Source organism: Pseudomonas sp. LBUM1644, assembly GCF_059716195.1.
In genome coordinates this window covers 3,052,633-3,069,373 of sequence record NZ_CP166812.1, presented here as the reverse complement: position 1 = coordinate 3,069,373, position 16,741 = coordinate 3,052,633, and the positions used below count along the sequence as shown (strand labels likewise).

17 protein-coding genes and 1 pseudogene are annotated in these 16,741 nt (G+C 55.8%); 7 read left to right on the top strand and 11 right to left on the bottom strand.

Annotation, left to right across the window (positions count from 1 at the left end; translation table 11 throughout):
* Positions 1–59: 59 nt before the first annotated feature.
* Genes ACA052_RS13835 through grxC form a run of 3 tightly spaced genes read left to right on the top strand, consistent with a single transcriptional unit; the run spans position 60 to position 1,302 of the window.
* Positions 60–308 carry a DUF2790 domain-containing protein gene (locus ACA052_RS13835; RefSeq protein WP_497650190.1) on the top strand — a complete coding sequence of 83 codons (249 nt, stop codon included), beginning with the start codon at positions 60–62 and terminating at the stop codon, positions 306–308.
* A gap of 37 nt (positions 309–345) precedes the next feature.
* Positions 346–1,008 carry a carbonic anhydrase gene (locus tag ACA052_RS13830; protein ID WP_497650189.1) on the top strand — a complete coding sequence of 221 codons (663 nt, stop codon included), beginning with the start codon at positions 346–348 and terminating at the stop codon, positions 1,006–1,008.
* Between the two features lie 30 nt (positions 1,009–1,038).
* Entirely contained in the window at positions 1,039–1,302 is a 264-nt protein-coding gene (gene grxC, locus ACA052_RS13825; RefSeq protein ID WP_497650188.1) for a glutaredoxin 3, read from the top strand.
* A gap of 17 nt (positions 1,303–1,319) precedes the next feature.
* Here the strand turns inward: grxC and ACA052_RS13820 are convergent, their stop codons facing one another.
* From ACA052_RS13820 to ACA052_RS13805, 4 genes are all read right to left on the bottom strand, one after another.
* Positions 1,320–3,392 carry a 2Fe-2S iron-sulfur cluster-binding protein gene (locus ACA052_RS13820; protein ID WP_497650187.1) on the bottom strand — a complete coding sequence of 691 codons (2,073 nt, stop codon included), beginning with the start codon at positions 3,390–3,392 and terminating at the stop codon, positions 1,320–1,322.
* A 194-nt stretch (positions 3,393–3,586) separates the two neighbouring features.
* On the bottom strand, positions 3,587–4,267 hold the full coding sequence (locus ACA052_RS13815) for a glutathione S-transferase family protein (protein ID WP_497650186.1): 681 nt from the start codon (positions 4,265–4,267) through the stop codon (positions 3,587–3,589).
* A gap of 32 nt (positions 4,268–4,299) precedes the next feature.
* Positions 4,300–4,845 carry a cysteine hydrolase family protein gene (locus tag ACA052_RS13810; RefSeq protein WP_497650185.1) on the bottom strand — a complete coding sequence of 182 codons (546 nt, stop codon included), beginning with the start codon at positions 4,843–4,845 and terminating at the stop codon, positions 4,300–4,302.
* A 44-nt stretch (positions 4,846–4,889) separates the two neighbouring features.
* Positions 4,890–5,513 carry a DJ-1/PfpI family protein gene (locus ACA052_RS13805; RefSeq protein WP_497650184.1) on the bottom strand — a complete coding sequence of 208 codons (624 nt, stop codon included), beginning with the start codon at positions 5,511–5,513 and terminating at the stop codon, positions 4,890–4,892.
* A 150-nt stretch (positions 5,514–5,663) separates the two neighbouring features.
* On the opposite strand from ACA052_RS13805, the pseudogene ACA052_RS13800 reads away from it, so the two are divergent.
* A pseudogene (locus ACA052_RS13800) lies at positions 5,664–5,813 on the top strand (alpha/beta hydrolase); the annotation flags it as partial.
* A 104-nt stretch (positions 5,814–5,917) separates the two neighbouring features.
* On the opposite strand, the gene ACA052_RS13795 reads toward ACA052_RS13800, so the two are convergent.
* The 4 genes from ACA052_RS13795 to cynR all read right to left on the bottom strand — a co-directional run bounded on the left by ACA052_RS13795 (position 5,918) and on the right by cynR (position 9,612).
* Positions 5,918–6,829 (bottom strand): LysR family transcriptional regulator, encoded by a 912-nt coding sequence (locus ACA052_RS13795; protein ID WP_497650183.1) that lies wholly within the window; start codon positions 6,827–6,829, stop codon positions 5,918–5,920.
* Positions 6,829–7,749: a LysR family transcriptional regulator gene (locus tag ACA052_RS13790; protein WP_497650182.1), complete on the bottom strand. Its 921-nt coding sequence runs from the start codon at positions 7,747–7,749 to the stop codon at positions 6,829–6,831. Before ACA052_RS13790 ends, ACA052_RS13795 begins: the two co-directional genes overlap by 1 nt.
* Positions 7,750–7,953: 204 nt before the next feature.
* A complete protein-coding gene (locus tag ACA052_RS13785) occupies positions 7,954–8,583 on the bottom strand; it encodes a glutathione S-transferase family protein (RefSeq protein ID WP_497650181.1) in 630 nt (209 codons plus the stop codon).
* A 144-nt stretch (positions 8,584–8,727) separates the two neighbouring features.
* Complete coding sequence (gene cynR / locus ACA052_RS13780) at positions 8,728–9,612, bottom strand: transcriptional regulator CynR (protein WP_497650180.1); 885 nt, start codon at positions 9,610–9,612, stop codon at positions 8,728–8,730.
* 145 nt (positions 9,613–9,757) lie between these two features.
* Between cynR and cynS the strand changes: the two genes are divergently transcribed.
* The 3 genes from cynS (at position 9,758) to ACA052_RS13765 (ending at position 13,879) form a co-directional block, all read left to right on the top strand.
* A complete protein-coding gene (gene cynS, locus ACA052_RS13775) occupies positions 9,758–10,225 on the top strand; it encodes a cyanase (protein ID WP_497650179.1) in 468 nt (155 codons plus the stop codon).
* Positions 10,226–10,282: 57 nt separating this feature from the next.
* Complete coding sequence (locus ACA052_RS13770) at positions 10,283–10,516, top strand: DUF2790 domain-containing protein (RefSeq protein ID WP_497650178.1); 234 nt, start codon at positions 10,283–10,285, stop codon at positions 10,514–10,516.
* Positions 10,517–10,969: 453 nt separating this feature from the next.
* Positions 10,970–13,879, top strand: coding sequence for an ATP-binding protein (locus ACA052_RS13765; protein WP_497650177.1), 2,910 nt, complete (start codon positions 10,970–10,972; stop codon positions 13,877–13,879).
* A gap of 12 nt (positions 13,880–13,891) precedes the next feature.
* On the opposite strand, the gene ACA052_RS13760 is transcribed toward ACA052_RS13765, so the two are convergent.
* The 3 genes from ACA052_RS13760 to ACA052_RS13750 form a co-directional block, all read right to left on the bottom strand.
* Complete coding sequence (locus ACA052_RS13760) at positions 13,892–14,632, bottom strand: cysteine hydrolase family protein (protein ID WP_497650320.1); 741 nt, start codon at positions 14,630–14,632, stop codon at positions 13,892–13,894.
* Positions 14,633–14,733: 101 nt separating this feature from the next.
* A complete protein-coding gene (locus tag ACA052_RS13755) occupies positions 14,734–15,708 on the bottom strand; it encodes an alpha/beta fold hydrolase (RefSeq protein WP_497650176.1) in 975 nt (324 codons plus the stop codon).
* 381 nt (positions 15,709–16,089) lie between these two features.
* Complete coding sequence (locus ACA052_RS13750; RefSeq protein WP_497650175.1) at positions 16,090–16,713, bottom strand: glutathione S-transferase family protein; 624 nt, start codon at positions 16,711–16,713, stop codon at positions 16,090–16,092.
* Between the last annotated feature and the right edge of the window lie 28 nt (positions 16,714–16,741).

The following is a 16,741-nucleotide window of genomic DNA, read 5'->3' as shown; positions in this document are numbered from 1 at the left end:
CTTCAAAAAATTTCTTAACCCTTTTCGATCAATCACCACATTTGAATGGAGGATTCGTCATGAAAAAAATTCTGTTTCTCGCCCTGTCCCTGACGGCTTCGCTGTCAGCCTACGCACAGGAAGCTGTGGTAGCACCTGAGGCCGTTCCCTATGCGTATGGCATGCACCTGGATATTGCCAAAGTCATTCACATCACCCCGACGGCTGATGTCTGCGGCCCGACGCCCGTGCAAATGACTTACCGCGATTCGCACGGTGACACCCACATCCTGGAATACAGCGTGATCGGTAGCGGCTGCACCAACTGATAGTCACTCACTCAACACTCAATGAAAGGTAAACATCATGAAAGCGCTCATCGAAGGTTTTTTGAAGTTCCAGAAAGAAGCATTTCCACAACGCACTGACCTGTTCAAACACTTGGCCACCACGCAACATCCAGGCACGTTGTTCATCACCTGTTCCGACAGCCGTGTTGTACCGGAACTGCTGACGCAGCAAGAGCCTGGCGAATTGTTCGTGATCCGTAACGCCGGCAACATCGTGCCTTCCTACAGCCCGCATTCCGGTGGTGTGTCGGCCACTGTCGAGTACGCCGTCGCCGTACTGGGCGTGACCGATATCGTGATCTGCGGCCATTCCGATTGCGGTGCCATGACCGCTGTCGCCAAGTGCAAGTGCATGGATCACCTGCCTGCGGTCGCCGGCTGGTTGCAACATGCCGAGTCGGCGAAAGTCATCAACGAATCGCGTCCTCACGCCAGTGAAGCCGCCAAAGTCAGTTCGATGGTGCGTGAGAACGTCATCGCCCAACTGGCCAACATTCAGACCCATCCGAGCGTGCGCCTGGCTCAGGAAAAAGGCCTGGTGAATCTGCATGGCTGGGTCTACGACATCGGTACCGGTTCAATCGACGCTCTGGACGACGACAACAAGACCTTCAAGTCGCTGGTCAAGCATCCGAACACCGTTGCCGTTCATGCCCGTCCCGCGCAAGCGGTTGCCTAAATCAGCCTCTAATTTTCAGGAGTACTCAACATGCTTGAAGTCACTATGTATACCACCACGACCTGCCCCTACTGCCGTAATGCCAAGCGCTTGCTCGACGCCAAAGGCATTGCGTACAAGGAAATCGATGTGCGCTCAGTCGACGTGAAAAACGAAATGGTCAGCCGAAGCGGTCGCCGTACCGTCCCGCAGATCTTCTTCGGCAACTGGCACGTTGGCGGCTTCGATGACCTGGCTCAACTTGAAAGTGAAGGCGGCATCGACGAGGTACTCAACCCGCGTAAGGCGGGATGAGCACCGATGACGCCAGATCACAAATCCAGCACCAGGGGGGTGTCGCCCCCCTTGGCTTGCGCTGGCACCGCACAGCAAATCAGTACCTCCCCTTCGGCCGGCATCTCAGCCGGCAGGTTCAGATAATGCACTTGGCCACTGACCAATCGGGTCCGGCATGTACCGCACGATCCGCCCCGGCAACTGAAGTCCGGGTTCAGGCCACGGCTCTCAGCCAGTTCCAGTAAACTCCCGCCACCCGGCTCCCAACGAGCTTCCTTCGCCGACGCCGAAAACAGCACTTTGACCGGGCTGCTTGCCGCGGGTGTCTGCTCGACCGCCGGGGTTAAATGATCCCGTTGGCGAACCAGGGTCGAAGGACCGAAAGTCTCCGCGTGAATACGGTCATCGCCAATACGCAACTGACGCAGGCCGTCGTACAGCGCCTGGGTAAAAGCGCCAGGTCCACACAGGTAAAAGTCGTAATCGTCCAGGGGCAGCAATGCCTTTAGCAGTTCGACATCCACACGCCCCGCTACCTCAAAATCCTCACCAACGCGAGCATGAGTTTCCGGCTGACTGAGCAGACGCAGCGCACGAATTTTATCCTTGGCTCGAGTCGCCAGCTCGTACAGCTCATCGCGAAACCCGAGTTCCTCCAGGCTGCGCGCACTTTGGATGAACCAGGTGGGTCGAGTACGACGGATACGTTCGCCTTCATAAATGACTTCGCGCAGCATCGACAGCAGTGGGGTCACGCCCACGCCCGCGGCCAACAAAACCAACGGTCGATATTCATCGGCGTGCACCGTGAAGCGCCCTTGAGGGGCACGGGCTTCAACCATGTCCCCGACCTGAACGCGGTCATGCAGATGGGACGAGATAAGTCCGTCGCGCTTGACGCTGATGCGGAAAAAACTGTCCGACGGCGCGCTCGACAAACTGTAGGTTCTGACCAGAGGCGCCTGTCCTTCAGCAAGGCAAAAGCGCACCGGCAGATGTTGGCCTGCCTCGAACCGAGGTATGCCCGCGCCATCGGCCGGTTCAAAATAGAAGGAGCGAATGGAGCTGCTCTCGTCAACGATTCGCGTCACCCGCAGCGGTCGCCATTGATCGCGCAAGGCATCGGCTTGCAATCGGCCTTCGGCTTGCTCCCAACTGCCGGTCAGCAGGCTATTGGGCGAAAAACCTTCAAACCGCCAACGCAGGGCCAACACGGCCTGACGTCGAACCACCTGTTCCACGGTCAGCGTCCAGAGCCGCTCAGCCCCCTGAAAGGCGGCAATCTGCGGCCCCTCGAGAATGATCTCGGTGCGCCCGCTGACTTGCAGCATGTCACCTGTTTCAAAATCGATGAATACCAGCCCCGCGCGCGGGTTGAGCAGGAAATTACCCAAGGTGTTGAAGTGCAGGTTACCGGCGAAATCGGGAATCGTCAGCACGTTGCCTTCGATCCTGACGAAACCTGAATTGCCACCTCGGTGCGAAACGTCCACCGAGCGCCGGGATGCATCGCCATCCAGGTCGACATAGCTGGCGATGAAAAAGGTATCGGCCTTGCTGATGGTTGCCTTCGCGGCTTCGTCCAGTTGGTCGAGACGTTCGGCCGGAACATTCGATGAGGCTTGGCCAAGGCTGACCGGCTCAACGCCTCGCAACTGAATGTATTGCGGGCAGTTGCCGAAAGCGTGCACTACAGAAACGGCAAAACCGCCTGACGAGGCGGTGCTGATGTTGCCGTTCATGCGATTGCGCCTTCGGGTCTTCAGGTCAATGCCCAGCAGTCCCACCGCAGCGCCCTGCTTAAGGGCCGCCCTGACCGGATCACCCTCGGCGGGCACGCGGTCGAGTTGCAGCACACGCGAATCGGGTGAATGGATGAAGCCAGGGGGGCCTTCGATCAACGTGGCCCACGGCATCCCTTTTTCATCGACCGCGCCCACCACCAGGTAAGGCAACTGGTTGTAAAACAATCGATGCTGATCAGGCATGTGGTCACGTACGACCTTGCGCCCGAATATCTCCATTTGATCGGCGACGCCGACGCTTTCCTGCAATTCACGCTCACCCGCATGCCAAGGGGATGCTCCTGGCGCGTCCGACTGATTCATGATCACCTCTACGCGTTCGTAAACAGGTGCCCTTCACCCGCCGCCCGGCGAGGAATGGTTGAATCCCCGGCAGCGGGTTCTAATACGCAGTTGCCGGTGATAATCAACTCTGCGCTTTGCAACCTCATGAAGCTCGAGACAGACCCTGCACGCACTCGAGCAACCTGGAATCGCCTAAGTGGCTAGCGACCCCGCTATGGAAGCCCATAGAGCTTTTTTCTATCCTGATCAGTTTGACCTGAGGGACGAATTTGTTCGCCTTTAGCGTAGGCTCGAATCACCGCAGGACGCCTGCTGATTTTTTCCAGCCAGGCGGCGACGTTAGGATAACCATCGAGCGTCATTCCTTGCTTGTCATGTTGCAACACCCAAGGATAGATCGCCATATCGGCAATGGAGTACTCGCCGGCGACGTAAGGTCGTTCGCCCAACTGCTGCTCCAGAACGCCATACAACCGCTCGGTCTCTTTACTGAACCGTGCCACGGCGAGCGGCACATGCTCAGCGGCGTAATTAAGGAAGAACACTGCCTGTCCCAATATCGGCCCCAGGTTCGCCGCTTGCCAGAATAGCCACTGCATGACTTCAGCCGCCCCTTTTGCATCGGCAGGGATGAATTGCCTGCGGCGCTGCGCCAGGTACAACAAAATCGCCCCTGACTCAAAGACCGATACACCCGTCTCTCTGTCGACTATCGCTGGGATGCGCTGATTGGGCGAAATTCGGGTGAACTCAGTGGAAAATTGCTCACCATTGCTGATATTGACAGGATGCGCGACGTAGGGATGTCCCGATTCCTCAAGAAAAATGGCGACTTTCTGCCCGTTGGGGGTTGGCCAGTAGTAGTAATCGACAGCATTGGAAAGATTGAACATTGGGTTACCCTTTTCGGCAGCAGAATGAAAACCTAGGCCACATACTCGTCAGTGCTCAGCACTTCGGCGTACCCGAACTTCAAGGCGGCCATGAATGCCGCATGCACCAGAGGCGCAGGAACCTTGACGTCGTTGAATTCCAGGTCGTGGGTCGTGCAGGCATCGTGAATAACGGTCGCCTCAAACCCGAAGTCGTCAGACGCGCGGGTGACAGCATCGATGCACATGTGGCTCATGTTGCCGACCACGGTGACCCGTTCAATGTCGTTGTGTTCAAGCACTTCGAGCAGTTCAGTTTCGCGGTATGGGTTCATGAAATGTTTGACGATGACCAACTCGTCCCCAAGATTGCGCACCTTCTCGTGCAATTGCGCGCCGTCGGAGCCTGGGACAAAAAACGGGGCATCAGGCGCTAACGTCTCGTGACGGATATGGATGACTAAGTCACCCCGCTCACGTGCTGCGCCAATTACACGAGCCGCATTGTCAGCGGCCGAGTCGGTAGCGTTGAGTTCCCATTTGCCGCCGGAAAAATAGTCGTTCTGAATATCAACGACGATGAGTGCTGTGTTAGTCATACGGTTACCTTGGTAAAAAGTCGATTCGAAATTGATGGATCATTTCACGGCACTTGCGGCGTTTCGTACCAATCACGGTCGGGGGTGGCGAAGCGCATTTTCTTACGGATAAAAGCGGCATTTTCGACGCTGGTTATTTTTTCGAGCAGCGCGAATGCAACTTCGGTGGCAGTGCCCGGCCCGCTTGAAGTGATGATGTTGTCATCGACAACCAAGGGGCGATCGACAAAGCGTGCACCGGTTTCCAACAGTTGGTTTTTCCGTTTGCCGCCCTCCTGGTGGTAGGTCGTGGCGTTCCTGTCACGCAGCACGCCGGCCACGCCCAGGCACACGGAAGACACGCAAACGCTGGCAACGGGTTTACCGGCTTCGACGAAATGCCGGATGGTCGCCAGGAAGGGTTCGCTCAAGGCTTCCTCGTAAAAACCCGACGGTTCAAAACCACCAGGCAGTGCCAGGGCATCGAAGCTGTTCACATCCAGATCATTCAATAAAAAATCCGGATTGAGCGTGAGACCGAAGGTGGTCACGATCTTTCTGCGAAGGCCGGCGTTGACCAGTTCCACAGGGTGATCACCCAGCAGGTTGGCCCAGCCAAGCACATCGGTAAAAGCGGCCATTTCCAGGGGCTCTACGCCGTTGGCCAGTAACATAAGCACGCGTTTCATCGGGTCATGAGCCTCTGCGGTACAGCATGGAAGAGTGTGTGTGCTTATGCTCCGCCTTAACCGCGGCGCAGAGAACGACCACAAAATACAATCCACTATTTCGCTCACTGAAATGCCCGACAGGCATTTGTATCAGTGTGTAGCTCAGGCAAGAACATCCCTGCGCCAGCCCAGGTGTTCATGGCTGAGCGGGCACACGCCAAGAAGACTGTCGCAGTCAAAGGCGCATCCCATGTGGTGATGGTGTCCAATCCGAAGGTGGTTGCCAGCCTGATTGAAACAGCTGCCACCGCTAAATAACGTGTAGGAGCGAAGCTTGCTCGCGATGGCGTCGGGTCAGTTGATATCTCTGTTGAAGTTGCCGGCCACTTCGCGGGCAAGCCACGCTCCTACAGGGTTTTGGATCAAAGAGCATCCGGCTGCATGGCCGGATGCTCGCGCAGGCCATCGACGATGTGATCAACAAAACTGCGCACCCGCATCGAGGCCTTGCGCCCTTCGCGGTACACCACGTGTACCGGCAGCGCCGGTAACTCATAGGGCTGCAACACACGCCGCAATCGCCCAGTGTTCAAATATTCGTACAACGGATAGCTCAGACAACGGGTAATGCCGGCGCCATGAGCGGCTGCATCGATGGCCGCCTGCACCGTCGCGCAACTGATCCGTGTCCGGGCTTTTAAGTGATTCACCTCACCGTCGTGGTGAAAGTCCCACTGGACCCTGTCTCGATAAGCATGCGTGGCGACCAGCCGATGATCTCGCAAATCCTCCGGCACGCCGGGCTCACCGTGAGTAGCCAGATAAGCAGGGCTGCTGCATACCATCGAGCGAACATAGCCCACCTGTCGTGCGATCAATGACGAACTTGGCAGATTGCCGACCAGCACCGCTACATCGATTCCCTCTTCATTCATGTTCGGAAAACGATCATGGTATTGCGCAAAGACTTTTACCTCGGGATACAAACTCATGTAGTCCGTCAGAATCGAGGTCATGACATAACGGCTGAACAGCAAAGGCATCAGTACCGTGAGATTGCCTTGGGCCTGAACGTGCAAGCCCTTGGCCGAAGCCTCTGCGTCTTCGATGGCCCTGAGAATGCGTGAACAATCGGCCATGAAGCCGGCGCCGGCCTCGGTCAGCGACACCCCGCGGGTGCTTCGAAGTAACAGCGGCACGCCAAGACGTTCCTCCAGCCGTGCAATGGCGCGAACGACCGTAGGTCCGGACACATCCAGACGACGGGCCGCAGCAGCCAGACTGGGGCGCTCCGATAACGCTTCGAACATCAGCATTTCATGGTAGCGATCCATCAGTTGGAACCCTTCACCACAGCCTGCAGCGCCGAATCCTTGCCGAGACGCTCCGCGAGAAAATCCACGAAGGTACGAACCTTTGCCGGTATTCGGGGGCTCTTGAGGTAGACCACTTGAATGGGCAGCGCAGGCGGTTCGAAGTCCTCCAGCACTAATTCCAGTTCACCAGCCGCCACCTGGTTGGCCACCTGATAGGACAATACCCGCGTGACGCCCCAGCCCAGGCTGGCGATATTGATCGCGGCCTGATTGGCGGTGACCACCAAGCGCGGGTCGAATCGAAAGCTCAGTGCGTTGCCGTCGTTGACGAATTGCCAGTCGCTCAGCAAATGGCTGGCCGAAGACATGACGATGTTGGCGGTACTGAGTTCACCGGGATGATGCGGCCTGCCGTAGCGCTCGAAATAATCGGGGGTACCGCAGATCACCTGGCGTACTTCGCCGACTTTGATAGCTTGCTGATTGGTCTCGTGCAAATGGCCGATGCGTATGGCCACATCAATACCCTCGTCGGCCATGTTCACGACACGATCCACCAGCAAGGCATTGAGGTGCACCGAGGGAAACTGGTCCACGTAGTCGGCCAGCAGCGGCGCGATGTACAGCTCGCCAAACAGCACCGACGCGGTCACGGTCAAATGTCCGCAGGGTATCGAGTAACTACCGGCAGCCGCCTCCTCCGCCTCGTCGATATCACTGAGGATACGCCGACAATCCTCGAGATAGCGTTGACCCGCTTCGGTGAGATGCAGGCTGCGAGTGGTTCGAGAAAGGAGTTGTGTGCCGATTCGCTCTTCCATCGCGGCGATGGCACGGGTCACGCTGGGGGGAGAGATATTCAACCGGCGGGCGGCGGCGGCAAAGCCTTCTTCCTCGGCTACTGCCATGAATATCTGCATTTCTTGAAAACGATCCATAGGCGACCCTGTCTTGATGAGAGGACAGCGAGGTGTCTGGCGGCTTGCGCGGGAAGACCTGTTTGCCAGTATCGTCGGCTACAGCGACTTTCGCACGTGCCGTCGGGCTGGCAGCATGTACGTAAAGCGTTTTGGGAGAACTGCGAAGCAAATGAAAAGGAGCTGGCCGGAATTATTCTCCCGGCAAGCTCCTTCAGAATCGAGTCAAGCCTCTTGCAAGCCTACAGCGGTACGTTGCATGCCAACGAAGTTCGGCAACGCTTCGATGCTGCTCAACCAGGCACGGACATTCGGGTAGTCAGTCAGCGCCACGTTACCTTCCGGTGCGTGGGACACATAAGTATAAGCAGCAACGTCGGCGACGGTCGGCTTGTCGCCGGCCAGGAATTTGCTTTGACCCAGCTCCTCATCCATGACCTTAAGCAGGGCATGGGAGCGTTTGATTGTGTCTTCGGCGTTATAACCGGCGCCAAACACGGTGATCAATCGCGCGGTGGCAGGGCCCGAACTGATTTGACCGGCGGCCACCGACAACCAGCGTTGAACCTTGGCTTGCTCTACAGGATCGCTCGGCAGCCATTGGCCCTTGCCATATTTGGCGGCCAGATAAACCACGATGGCGTTGGAGTCTGCCAGGACGGTGCCGTTGTCATCGATCACCGGCACTTGGCCAAAGCGGTTGAGAGCCAGGAACTCAGGCGCTTTGTGCGCGCCCTTCATCAGATCCACCAATACCAGTTCGGTTGGCAGTCCCAGCAGGGACAGCATCAGTTCGACCCGATGAGAGTGGCCGGACAAAGGGTGACGATAAAGTTTGATCGCTTGCTGGGACATGAGGTTCTCCGATTGTTGTTTGAGTTCGACCCGGTGATCGCGTCGATGGAGTTATCTTCCCCTCCTCTCGTAAACATCGGAATGACCAGCAATTACAATCCAGCATTTCATCACGCGTAATGATCAGTTTTGTTTTTGCCGACTCTACTGCCCCACCGACACTCCCAACATCAAGTCCATAAAGGCGACTGACGCCGCACTGTGATAGTTGTTCTTACGCCTCAACAACGCGGCTCCGCGCAGAGGCCCCTTGTCCAGCAGCGCGATCTTGCGCAGGGCTCGGTCCTGGGTAGCGATGGGTTCCGGAAGAATGGTGGCGACCGCCGTGTGCCGCATGACTTCCAGCAAAGTGTTGACCGAGTTGACCTCGATCACCACCTTGGGTGTGATCCGTGCCTCTGTGAAGTACTTGTCAATACAGATACGGGTGGCGAAGTCGGGAGTCAGCAACGCGAAGTCCAGTTGAGCGACCTGCTCGGCGGTCAACGGTTTCTTACATTCGTATAACGGATGATCGCGCCCCACCACCAGTCCAAGGGTTTCCATAAAAGCCGGGATTGTTTCGATGTCGGCATTTCTTACATCGTCAAACGCGATGGCGATATCCAGTGAATCATCCGCCAGGCCGGTTTCGATATCACCCATGGAGAGTTCAAAGATCTCCAGATGGATGTTTGGATAGAGAGCCATATAGTCGCGCATCAACGGTCCTACCAGGTACGCCATGAACGTCGGTGTCATCGCCAGGCGCAGGGTGCCGCGGGACAGATCCTTCACATCGTGCAGTGCGCGCTTGCCAGCTTCCAACTCAACCAATACGCGACGTGCACATTCGATGTAGGCCTGCCCCGCATCGGTCGGTTTTACCGTGCGCGAGGTCCGGTCGAACAGCACAACGCCGAGGGTCTCTTCCAACTGCCGGATCTGTTGCGACAAGGTCGGCTGGGAAACATGCAGCGCCTCGGCGGCGCGGGTGAAGCCGCCGTTATCGGCGACGGCCAACAGATAGCGCAAGTGTCGTAGCAGCATGGAATCTCCCCTCTATAGGCCCCGCTTATGCGAAGCATTGTATATCGGTCTTGGACGCTATCGAGCAACCGGCAGAAGATTGCTTCACACCCAAGCAACAGCAACCTGGCAACCGCCACCCAGCAAACCCGATAGGAGAAACACCATGCAACAGTCCCACGCTTACAACGACACCAGCCTCGAGTTGACCGCGAAAATCCTCGACGCCAAGGCGCGCAAAAACCTGTCCTTCGAACAAGTGACTGAGGGCACCGGCCTTGGCCTGGCATACGTCACCGCCGCTCTGCTCGGCCAGCATCCACTGCCTGAAGCCGCTGCCAAAGTGATCGGCGAAAAACTGGACCTGGACGCCGACGCGGTAGCAAGCCTGCAAATTATCCCACTGCGCGGCAGCCTGTCGGGTGTCCCAACGGATCCGACGATCTACCGCTTCTACGAAATGATCCAGATCTACGGCACCACCTTGAAAGCCCTGGTCCATGAACAGTTCGGCGACGGCATCGTCAGCGCGATCAACTTCAAGCTGAACATGAAGAAAGTCGAAGACCCGGAAGGCGGCCACCGTGCAGTGATCACCCTCGACGGCAAATTCCTGCCGCTGCGCCCTTTCTAAGCGGATACAGGCCCGCACTGCTGCGGGCTATCACCCAATATTTCGAGAGAAAAGACCATGAAAACCATTATTGCCTTGTTCCTGACCGTTGCTGCTGGCAGCGCGTTTGCCGCCAATGACGCACAGACTGCGCGCACCGGCGTTCCATTCGATGTGGCAAAAACCATCAGCATCTCCGACACCAGCCAGGCCTGCGGGATTGTGCAAGCCGAGATGGTGTATGAAGACTCCAGAGGTGAGCGGCATATCGCGACCTACCTGGTCGAGGGTGGTGGTTGCAGCACGGGCTGAGCCACCATAACGCTAGAATGTGCAGCCTGATCTGAAACGATGATCAATTGAAGACGTCGTGTTCAGGACAAGTACTTAGAAAATATGATGCAACGACATCAAAACTCAGACTGCACATTCGGTCCTTGCCATGGATCTTCAAGCCCCGGCATAGCTATTTCGCCCCTGTCATTGACGCACATCGCCTCGTTCAAGCGGTGAGTTACAAATTACATCACCCAACGTCCGCATGGCGCCTACACTGCAAGATGAGCAAAATTTCCTATATGGAGATAACAAACCGGCACGCTTGAAACTTGAGTCACGGACGCCACAGAGTGAGCAGCCAAGGTAAGTTCATCCACCGTCAGTGACGCCCATGAATACCGCATCAGCCATCGACTCGCTAACGCAGTCACCTGATCGAAAACCTCCGTGCCACGCTTCACGAGCTTGCGGATCATGAACGGGTCAGTGACCAGCTCCCTGGATACGCAATATCCCCGTCCCCAGTCGATCACCTTCGGCCAATTTCATCTGCTCCCTGCCCAACGACAGTTATTGAAAAACGGGAAACCGATTGAACTCGGAAGCCGCGCCCTCGACGTCCTGATTGCACTGGTCGAACATGCGGGTGAGGTGATCAGCAACCGCGATCTGATCAGAATGGTTTGGCAGGACGTGATTGTCGATGAGAGCTGCCTGCGTGTGCATATCTCAGCGTTACGAAAAGCCGTGTCGTGCGCCGAAAACGACGTGAGCTATATTGCCAATGTTCCAGGTCGCGGCTACAGCTTTGTAGCCGCCATCTCCCGCGATTCAAACGCTGACAGTGAGCGGACTTCACCCGAGTGCTCAATCGGAGCACTGCCGCCCCGCTTGATAAGAATGGCAGGCCGCGACGAAACGCTGCCTGCCATCGCACAGCTGATCAAAGTCCACCGTTTCGTGACGATCTGTGGCCCTGGCGGTATGGGCAAAACGACGCTTGCGCTGGCAGTGACTCATCATTTGGCAACGCATTTTGGAGGCCTGGTTCTTTTCCTGGATCTGAGTTCCATTACCGATCCTGCTTTGTTGCCAAGCATTCTGGCGTCTGCGTTAGGTATCCGATGTCGGGGGAAGGACCCTATTCAGGCGCTAATGGCTTTTTTGCGTGCGCAACGGTTGCTGCTGGTGCTCGATAGCTGTGACCACGTCATCGTTGCCGCCACTTACCTTGCAGAAAAGCTGTTTGGAGAAACCGAACATTTACACATTCTGGTGACCAGTCGCGAGCCATTGCGAGCTGAAGGTGAGCATGTCCATCGATTGTGTCCTTTGGCCTGTCCGCCAGAGATGTGCGGGTTGACGGCAAAGGACGCGTTAACATTTTCGGCGGTGCAATTACTCGTCGAGCGGGTTCATAACAACGATAACGCGTTCATCCTGAGCGACAACGACGCGCCGATGGTTGCGCATATTTGTCGCAAACTCGATGGCATGCCTTTAGCGATAGAACTGGCAGCTGGCCAAGTCGAGGCCTATGGGATCCAGGGCATTGCCGAGTTACTGAATAATCGTGTCAGCCTGTTTTGGGACGGCAGGCGGACAGCGCTGCCACGCCATCAAACGCTAATGGCTATGTTCGATTGGAGTTGTGACCTGCTATCTGAAACCGAAGCCAGGGTGCTACGACGGTTGTCGGTTCTGAGCGGTGTTTTTTCCCTGGAAATGGTCACGGCAATCGTCAAGTCGGAAATCGATGAGTCCTTGGTTATCGACGCGATTGGACGCCTGGTCACAAAATCTTTGATTCTGGTTGAGCGTGCTGGTCGGTCGATGCGTTACAAGCTGCCTCATACAATGCGGGCATACGCACTGGAAAAGCTACGTACCCGTGGTGAAGTGGATTTGACGATCGAACGTCATGCCATTTACCTGCTATCAATGCTGGAACGACTGAACGTGCCAGGGGAAACGCTGCCTGAATACGAGCGAATTCAACTGTACATTGAGCACTTGGGGAACATTTGCTCAGCATTGGAATGGGCGTTTTCCAATCATCGCAACCTGCTGCTCGGCATCCGTCTCGCCGCGGCAGCCGCCCCCCTATTCCTCGGTTTATCTATGCTTGATGAGTGTCGGCGGTGGAGTGAACGGGCCTTGGCGGCACGATTCGAAGTAGCCAATGGGGCGCCACCGCTCAAAGTGCAGCATTGGCCATGTTCAATTCCTCCGATGAGGAAGTCAGGCATCCCACATACCTTGCCGGTCAACCATCACAAGGGAATTGAATCTGATGCAAATATAGCCGACCTCCTGCTTCGTCAATCTCAGCATTCTGTTCTGCCTGGACCTGAGGGAATACGGAGCCCTCATGAAATCCAGTGGCAGAATCTAAATCTCAGTACGCGAATTACTGAATCTAAAATTATCGCCATGATGCAGTGGACGCTGGAAGACAGTGGCAATCCTGCCGGGGTGCCGGGGTTCTCGTTCCGAACATGCAAAGCGAATCGAGACGTAAAGCCGCCGCTCGTGAACGAGGACGAGTTCTCCTTCGGTTATGACTATCGCATTCGGGCACTGGCATCTTTGGCTAGAGTTTTATGGCTACGCGGGTACCCCGACCAAGCTGCCCGAATTGGACGGCAAGCGTTGGGTGATGCCTACAACTTGCGCCATCCCGCGACCATCTGCCTTTCGCTCATTTATGTGGCGACAGTTTTTTTATGGATGGGTGATTGGAAGAATGCCGCACAGACCATTGATAAACTGATCTCGACGGCTGTAGAGAATGCCTTCGAGCACGACCATGCCGCGGGTATAGGCTTAAAAGGCATTCTGCTGATCGGCCAAGATAGAGTGGATGCAGGCATACACCTCTTGCATGACTGCCTGAACGTGCTGAGCATTGAGAACCATCAGGTGCTCACCACCATGTTTGTGAGATGCCTTGCAAAGGGGGTTGCGGCCAAAGGCCGATATGACAATGCGATCGAGATCGCCAGCGGCGCACTGGAAATGGTCGAGAACGTCGGAGAAACATTCGATACCCCGGAAATTTTGCGGGTGACCGCAGACTTGTATGCGTATCGACCGAGCCCAGACCTGGCCTTGGCCGAGCAATACTTGAATCGCTCACTGGCTTGCGCCGAACGCCTATCGGCCTTGGCTTGGGAACTGCGCACCGCTATCTCTCTTACCCGTCTGCATCTTTTGCAAGGCCGGGACGCCGAGGCAGGCCAGCGACTTCAGCGCGTCTACAGCCGATTTTCCGAGGGCTTTGATTCAGCTGATCTGCGTGCTGCAAAACAATTGCTGAACTCGTTGAACAAGCAAGGCGTATTGAAACTCACCCCACGAGGACATCCTGCCACGGGGCCGGATTCAGCCCCGTGACAGACGGTTCAATCAAACCTTGCCACCCAACATTCCGAGTACTTCTTCGGTAGTCCATACGGCGTTCGCCATGAACCGGTAGTTGATTATCGCTGCCAGATAACCATCACCTTCAGGAAGTTTCGGTCCCGCCACTGCATCACGCACCACCGCCACTTCGAACCCCTGTTCGAGCAGCTCGCGCATGTGTGACTCAACACAGAGATTGGCCAACATCCCCGTCAGAATGACTTGGTCGACCAGTTGCTTGCGCAACTGGAGAGTCAAGTCGTTGACCTGGGGCCCATAAAGTTTATGAGGTGAGCAAACAAAGGTTTTATCGTCCTCAATATAGGGCTTGAACTCCGGCATGAAGTCGCTTCCCGAGTTGGCAAACCCATCCAGATTGATGGCGCTTTTGCGATCAAACAGTTTCATTGAGTGCTGCATGACTTCCACGGGAGCCTGGATCTTCCAGTTGTGATCAGTGGCCCAGTAGTAATGCGGTGAAATGGCCACGGTAATACCCGCCGCTTTGGCGGCCTTGAACAAGCTCAATAAGTTCGGGACGAGATTCTGTTCTGTCACTGATTCCCCCGTCATTGGCCACGCAAGGCCCTTGGAACTCATGAAGTCGATCTGCGGATCGATCACCACAAGCGCTGCCCGGGAAAGATCCAGCTTCATAGTCGATTTCGGCAGCGCTGGATTTTTCGGAGCGGCGTATTTCTCAAGACCTGCGGGTGCAGCTTTTTCGGCGCCGAATGCAGGCATTGCACCTGCTGCCATGGTTGCAACAGCCCCCACTACAAATGAGCGCCTGCCGATGGGGTAGAGTTTCTCAGACATGATTTCTCTCCAGTCAGTTATGACCTTCAACTGCGTAGAAATGCCAACAGGTCCTTGTTCAGTTGTTCTCTATGGGTTTCCGTCAATCCGTGGGGCGCCCCTGGATAGACCATCAGGGTTGCATTAGGAACAAGCTTTTTCGAGGCTCGGCCCGCGGCATCGATCGGCACGATCTGGTCATCGTCGCCATGGACGATCAGGGTCGGTTTATCGAATTTTTTCAGATCCTGGGTGAAGTCAGTTTCCGAAAAAGCCTTTATGGAATCGAAGGTGTTTTTAAACCCGCCCACCATTCCCTGACGCCACCAGGAATCGATCATCCCCTGGGAGGTTTTGGCCCCTGGCCGGTTGAAACCATAAAATGGCCCCGCCGGAATGTCCCTGAACAACTGCGAGCGGTCAGCGATCATCCCTGCACGAATGCCGTCGAATACGTCGATAGGTAAGCCGCCTGGATTTGCAGCAGTTTTCAACATCAGAGGGGGGACGGCAGATATCAAACAAATTTTTGCCACACGCGATGTGCCGTGCCTGCCCACATAACGAGCCACTTCGCCGCCACCAGTGGAGAACCCCATGATTGTGGCGTTTTTCAGCTCCAGGGTATTGATCACCGTGGCCAGGTCATCGGCATAATGATCCATGTCATTCCCGTCCCACGGTTGGCTTGATCGCCCATGCCCACGTCGGTCATGAGCAATGACACGGAACCCCTGATTTGCCAGAAAAAACGCCTGGCCATCCCAACTGTCGGAGTCGAGAGGCCAGCCGTGACTGAGGGTTACTACCGGCCCGTTCTTTGGCCCCCAGTCCTTGTAGTAGAGCACCACACCCTCACTGGTTGTAATTGTATTGGCCGTGACACTGTGGGACTTTGCCGGCTCAGCAGTCTGTGCTTTAGCGGATTTTGGCAACAGGCTGGTAATGGCTGCGCCAAGGCCGATCAGTACCAGGCCACGGCGAGTTGCTTCATCATGAGAGAGCGGAGATTTATCGCTCATTTTTTTACTCCGAGAGCTGGCAACGAGATCAGTGAAACCTGATCATGTTATGAGCAGGAGAAGGGAAAACTATGAGCGTCCGAAGTCGTGGCAACGAGTAAAGAGATGTCAAACGGTGTTATGAAATGTAAAGCACCAAACTGGGTCCACGCACCAAGATGGGTAGGGTTGGACTCAGGAGACAGCCGAAGGTGATTCCAGCGGAATGATGTGCGACGAGAAAAATAAACTGGACTCCAGTCGCATAAAGACGTTTTTACACAACCTCACTAGCGGATGTGTAAAAACGTCAAAGAGGGATTTCGAATGTCAGATCCAAGCTTATCGACGGGTGTCGTACCGTTGTTGCGCAGGACAAAATTTCTTGGGCCACCCTACAAACTATTGCGGTGGTGTGGCCTTGAAGCTGGGCAGTTCCTGAATCCGTGTCCACCAGTCAGCGAAGCCTTTTGTGGCAAATACTTCCTCAGCGTCCGGCGTCATCGATAAGTAAGCACATGCCGGTGCCAGGTAAAGGTCGCCGATGCTCAATGCGGGCCCACCCAGAAACGGATCGTTGCCCTTGATCTTCATCAGTTCGCTGAGCACCAGTTTCGATTTCTCGACGCCTTGAAGGCGAGAGGCGTCGTTCTGCCCGCCAATGAAGTCAGGAAACAGGTAATAACCGAAGACGGCGACCATCGAACCATAACCATAGGAATCGTAGATTGCCTGAGCCATATGGCTCCTGGCGCGGTCCCGAGCAGTTTTGGGCGTCAGTGAAGTCCCAGGCAGGACTTCATCCAGATAGCTCATGATCGCGCTGGTTTCGATCACCCTGAAATCGTCGTGATCGATGACCGGCACTTTCCCGAACGCATTCCGTGCGAGGTGTTCCGGATGATGCGGTTCACCTTTCATCACGTTAACCTGTAACTGATTGAATTCCGCCCCTTTTTCCTTCAGCAGCATTTTCACCGTACGAACGTATGGACTGCCGTCAAAACCGTAGAGAGTAAGGCTCATGACGCTTGCTCCAACATAGATGGCCGTT

Excerpts from the sequence above, each read along its gene's own strand:
- ACA052_RS13820 (WP_497650187.1), bottom strand. The coding sequence starts at position 3,392 with ATGAATCAGTCGGACGCGCCAGGAGCATCCCCTTGGCATGCGGGTGAG.
- ACA052_RS13805 (WP_497650184.1), bottom strand. The coding sequence starts at position 5,513 with ATGAAACGCGTGCTTATGTTACTGGCCAACGGCGTAGAGCCCCTGGAA.
- cynS (WP_497650179.1), top strand. The coding sequence starts at position 9,758 with ATGCAACAGTCCCACGCTTACAACGACACCAGCCTCGAGTTGACCGCG.
- cynR (WP_497650180.1), bottom strand. The coding sequence starts at position 9,612 with ATGCTGCTACGACACTTGCGCTATCTGTTGGCCGTCGCCGATAACGGC.
- ACA052_RS13755 (WP_497650176.1), bottom strand. The coding sequence starts at position 15,708 with ATGAGCGATAAATCTCCGCTCTCTCATGATGAAGCAACTCGCCGTGGC.
- ACA052_RS13785 (WP_497650181.1), bottom strand. The coding sequence starts at position 8,583 with ATGTCCCAGCAAGCGATCAAACTTTATCGTCACCCTTTGTCCGGCCAC.
- ACA052_RS13790 (WP_497650182.1), bottom strand. The coding sequence starts at position 7,749 with ATGGATCGTTTTCAAGAAATGCAGATATTCATGGCAGTAGCCGAGGAA.
- ACA052_RS13750 (WP_497650175.1), bottom strand. The coding sequence starts at position 16,713 with ATGAGCCTTACTCTCTACGGTTTTGACGGCAGTCCATACGTTCGTACG.
- ACA052_RS13795 (WP_497650183.1), bottom strand. The coding sequence starts at position 6,829 with ATGGATCGCTACCATGAAATGCTGATGTTCGAAGCGTTATCGGAGCGC.
- ACA052_RS13830 (WP_497650189.1), top strand. The coding sequence starts at position 346 with ATGAAAGCGCTCATCGAAGGTTTTTTGAAGTTCCAGAAAGAAGCATTT.
- ACA052_RS13760 (WP_497650320.1), bottom strand. The coding sequence starts at position 14,632 with ATGCCTGCATTCGGCGCCGAAAAAGCTGCACCCGCAGGTCTTGAGAAA.
- grxC (WP_497650188.1), top strand. The coding sequence starts at position 1,039 with ATGCTTGAAGTCACTATGTATACCACCACGACCTGCCCCTACTGCCGT.
- ACA052_RS13810 (WP_497650185.1), bottom strand. The coding sequence starts at position 4,845 with ATGACTAACACAGCACTCATCGTCGTTGATATTCAGAACGACTATTTT.
- ACA052_RS13815 (WP_497650186.1), bottom strand. The coding sequence starts at position 4,267 with ATGTTCAATCTTTCCAATGCTGTCGATTACTACTACTGGCCAACCCCC.
- ACA052_RS13835 (WP_497650190.1), top strand. The coding sequence starts at position 60 with ATGAAAAAAATTCTGTTTCTCGCCCTGTCCCTGACGGCTTCGCTGTCA.
- ACA052_RS13770 (WP_497650178.1), top strand. The coding sequence starts at position 10,283 with ATGAAAACCATTATTGCCTTGTTCCTGACCGTTGCTGCTGGCAGCGCG.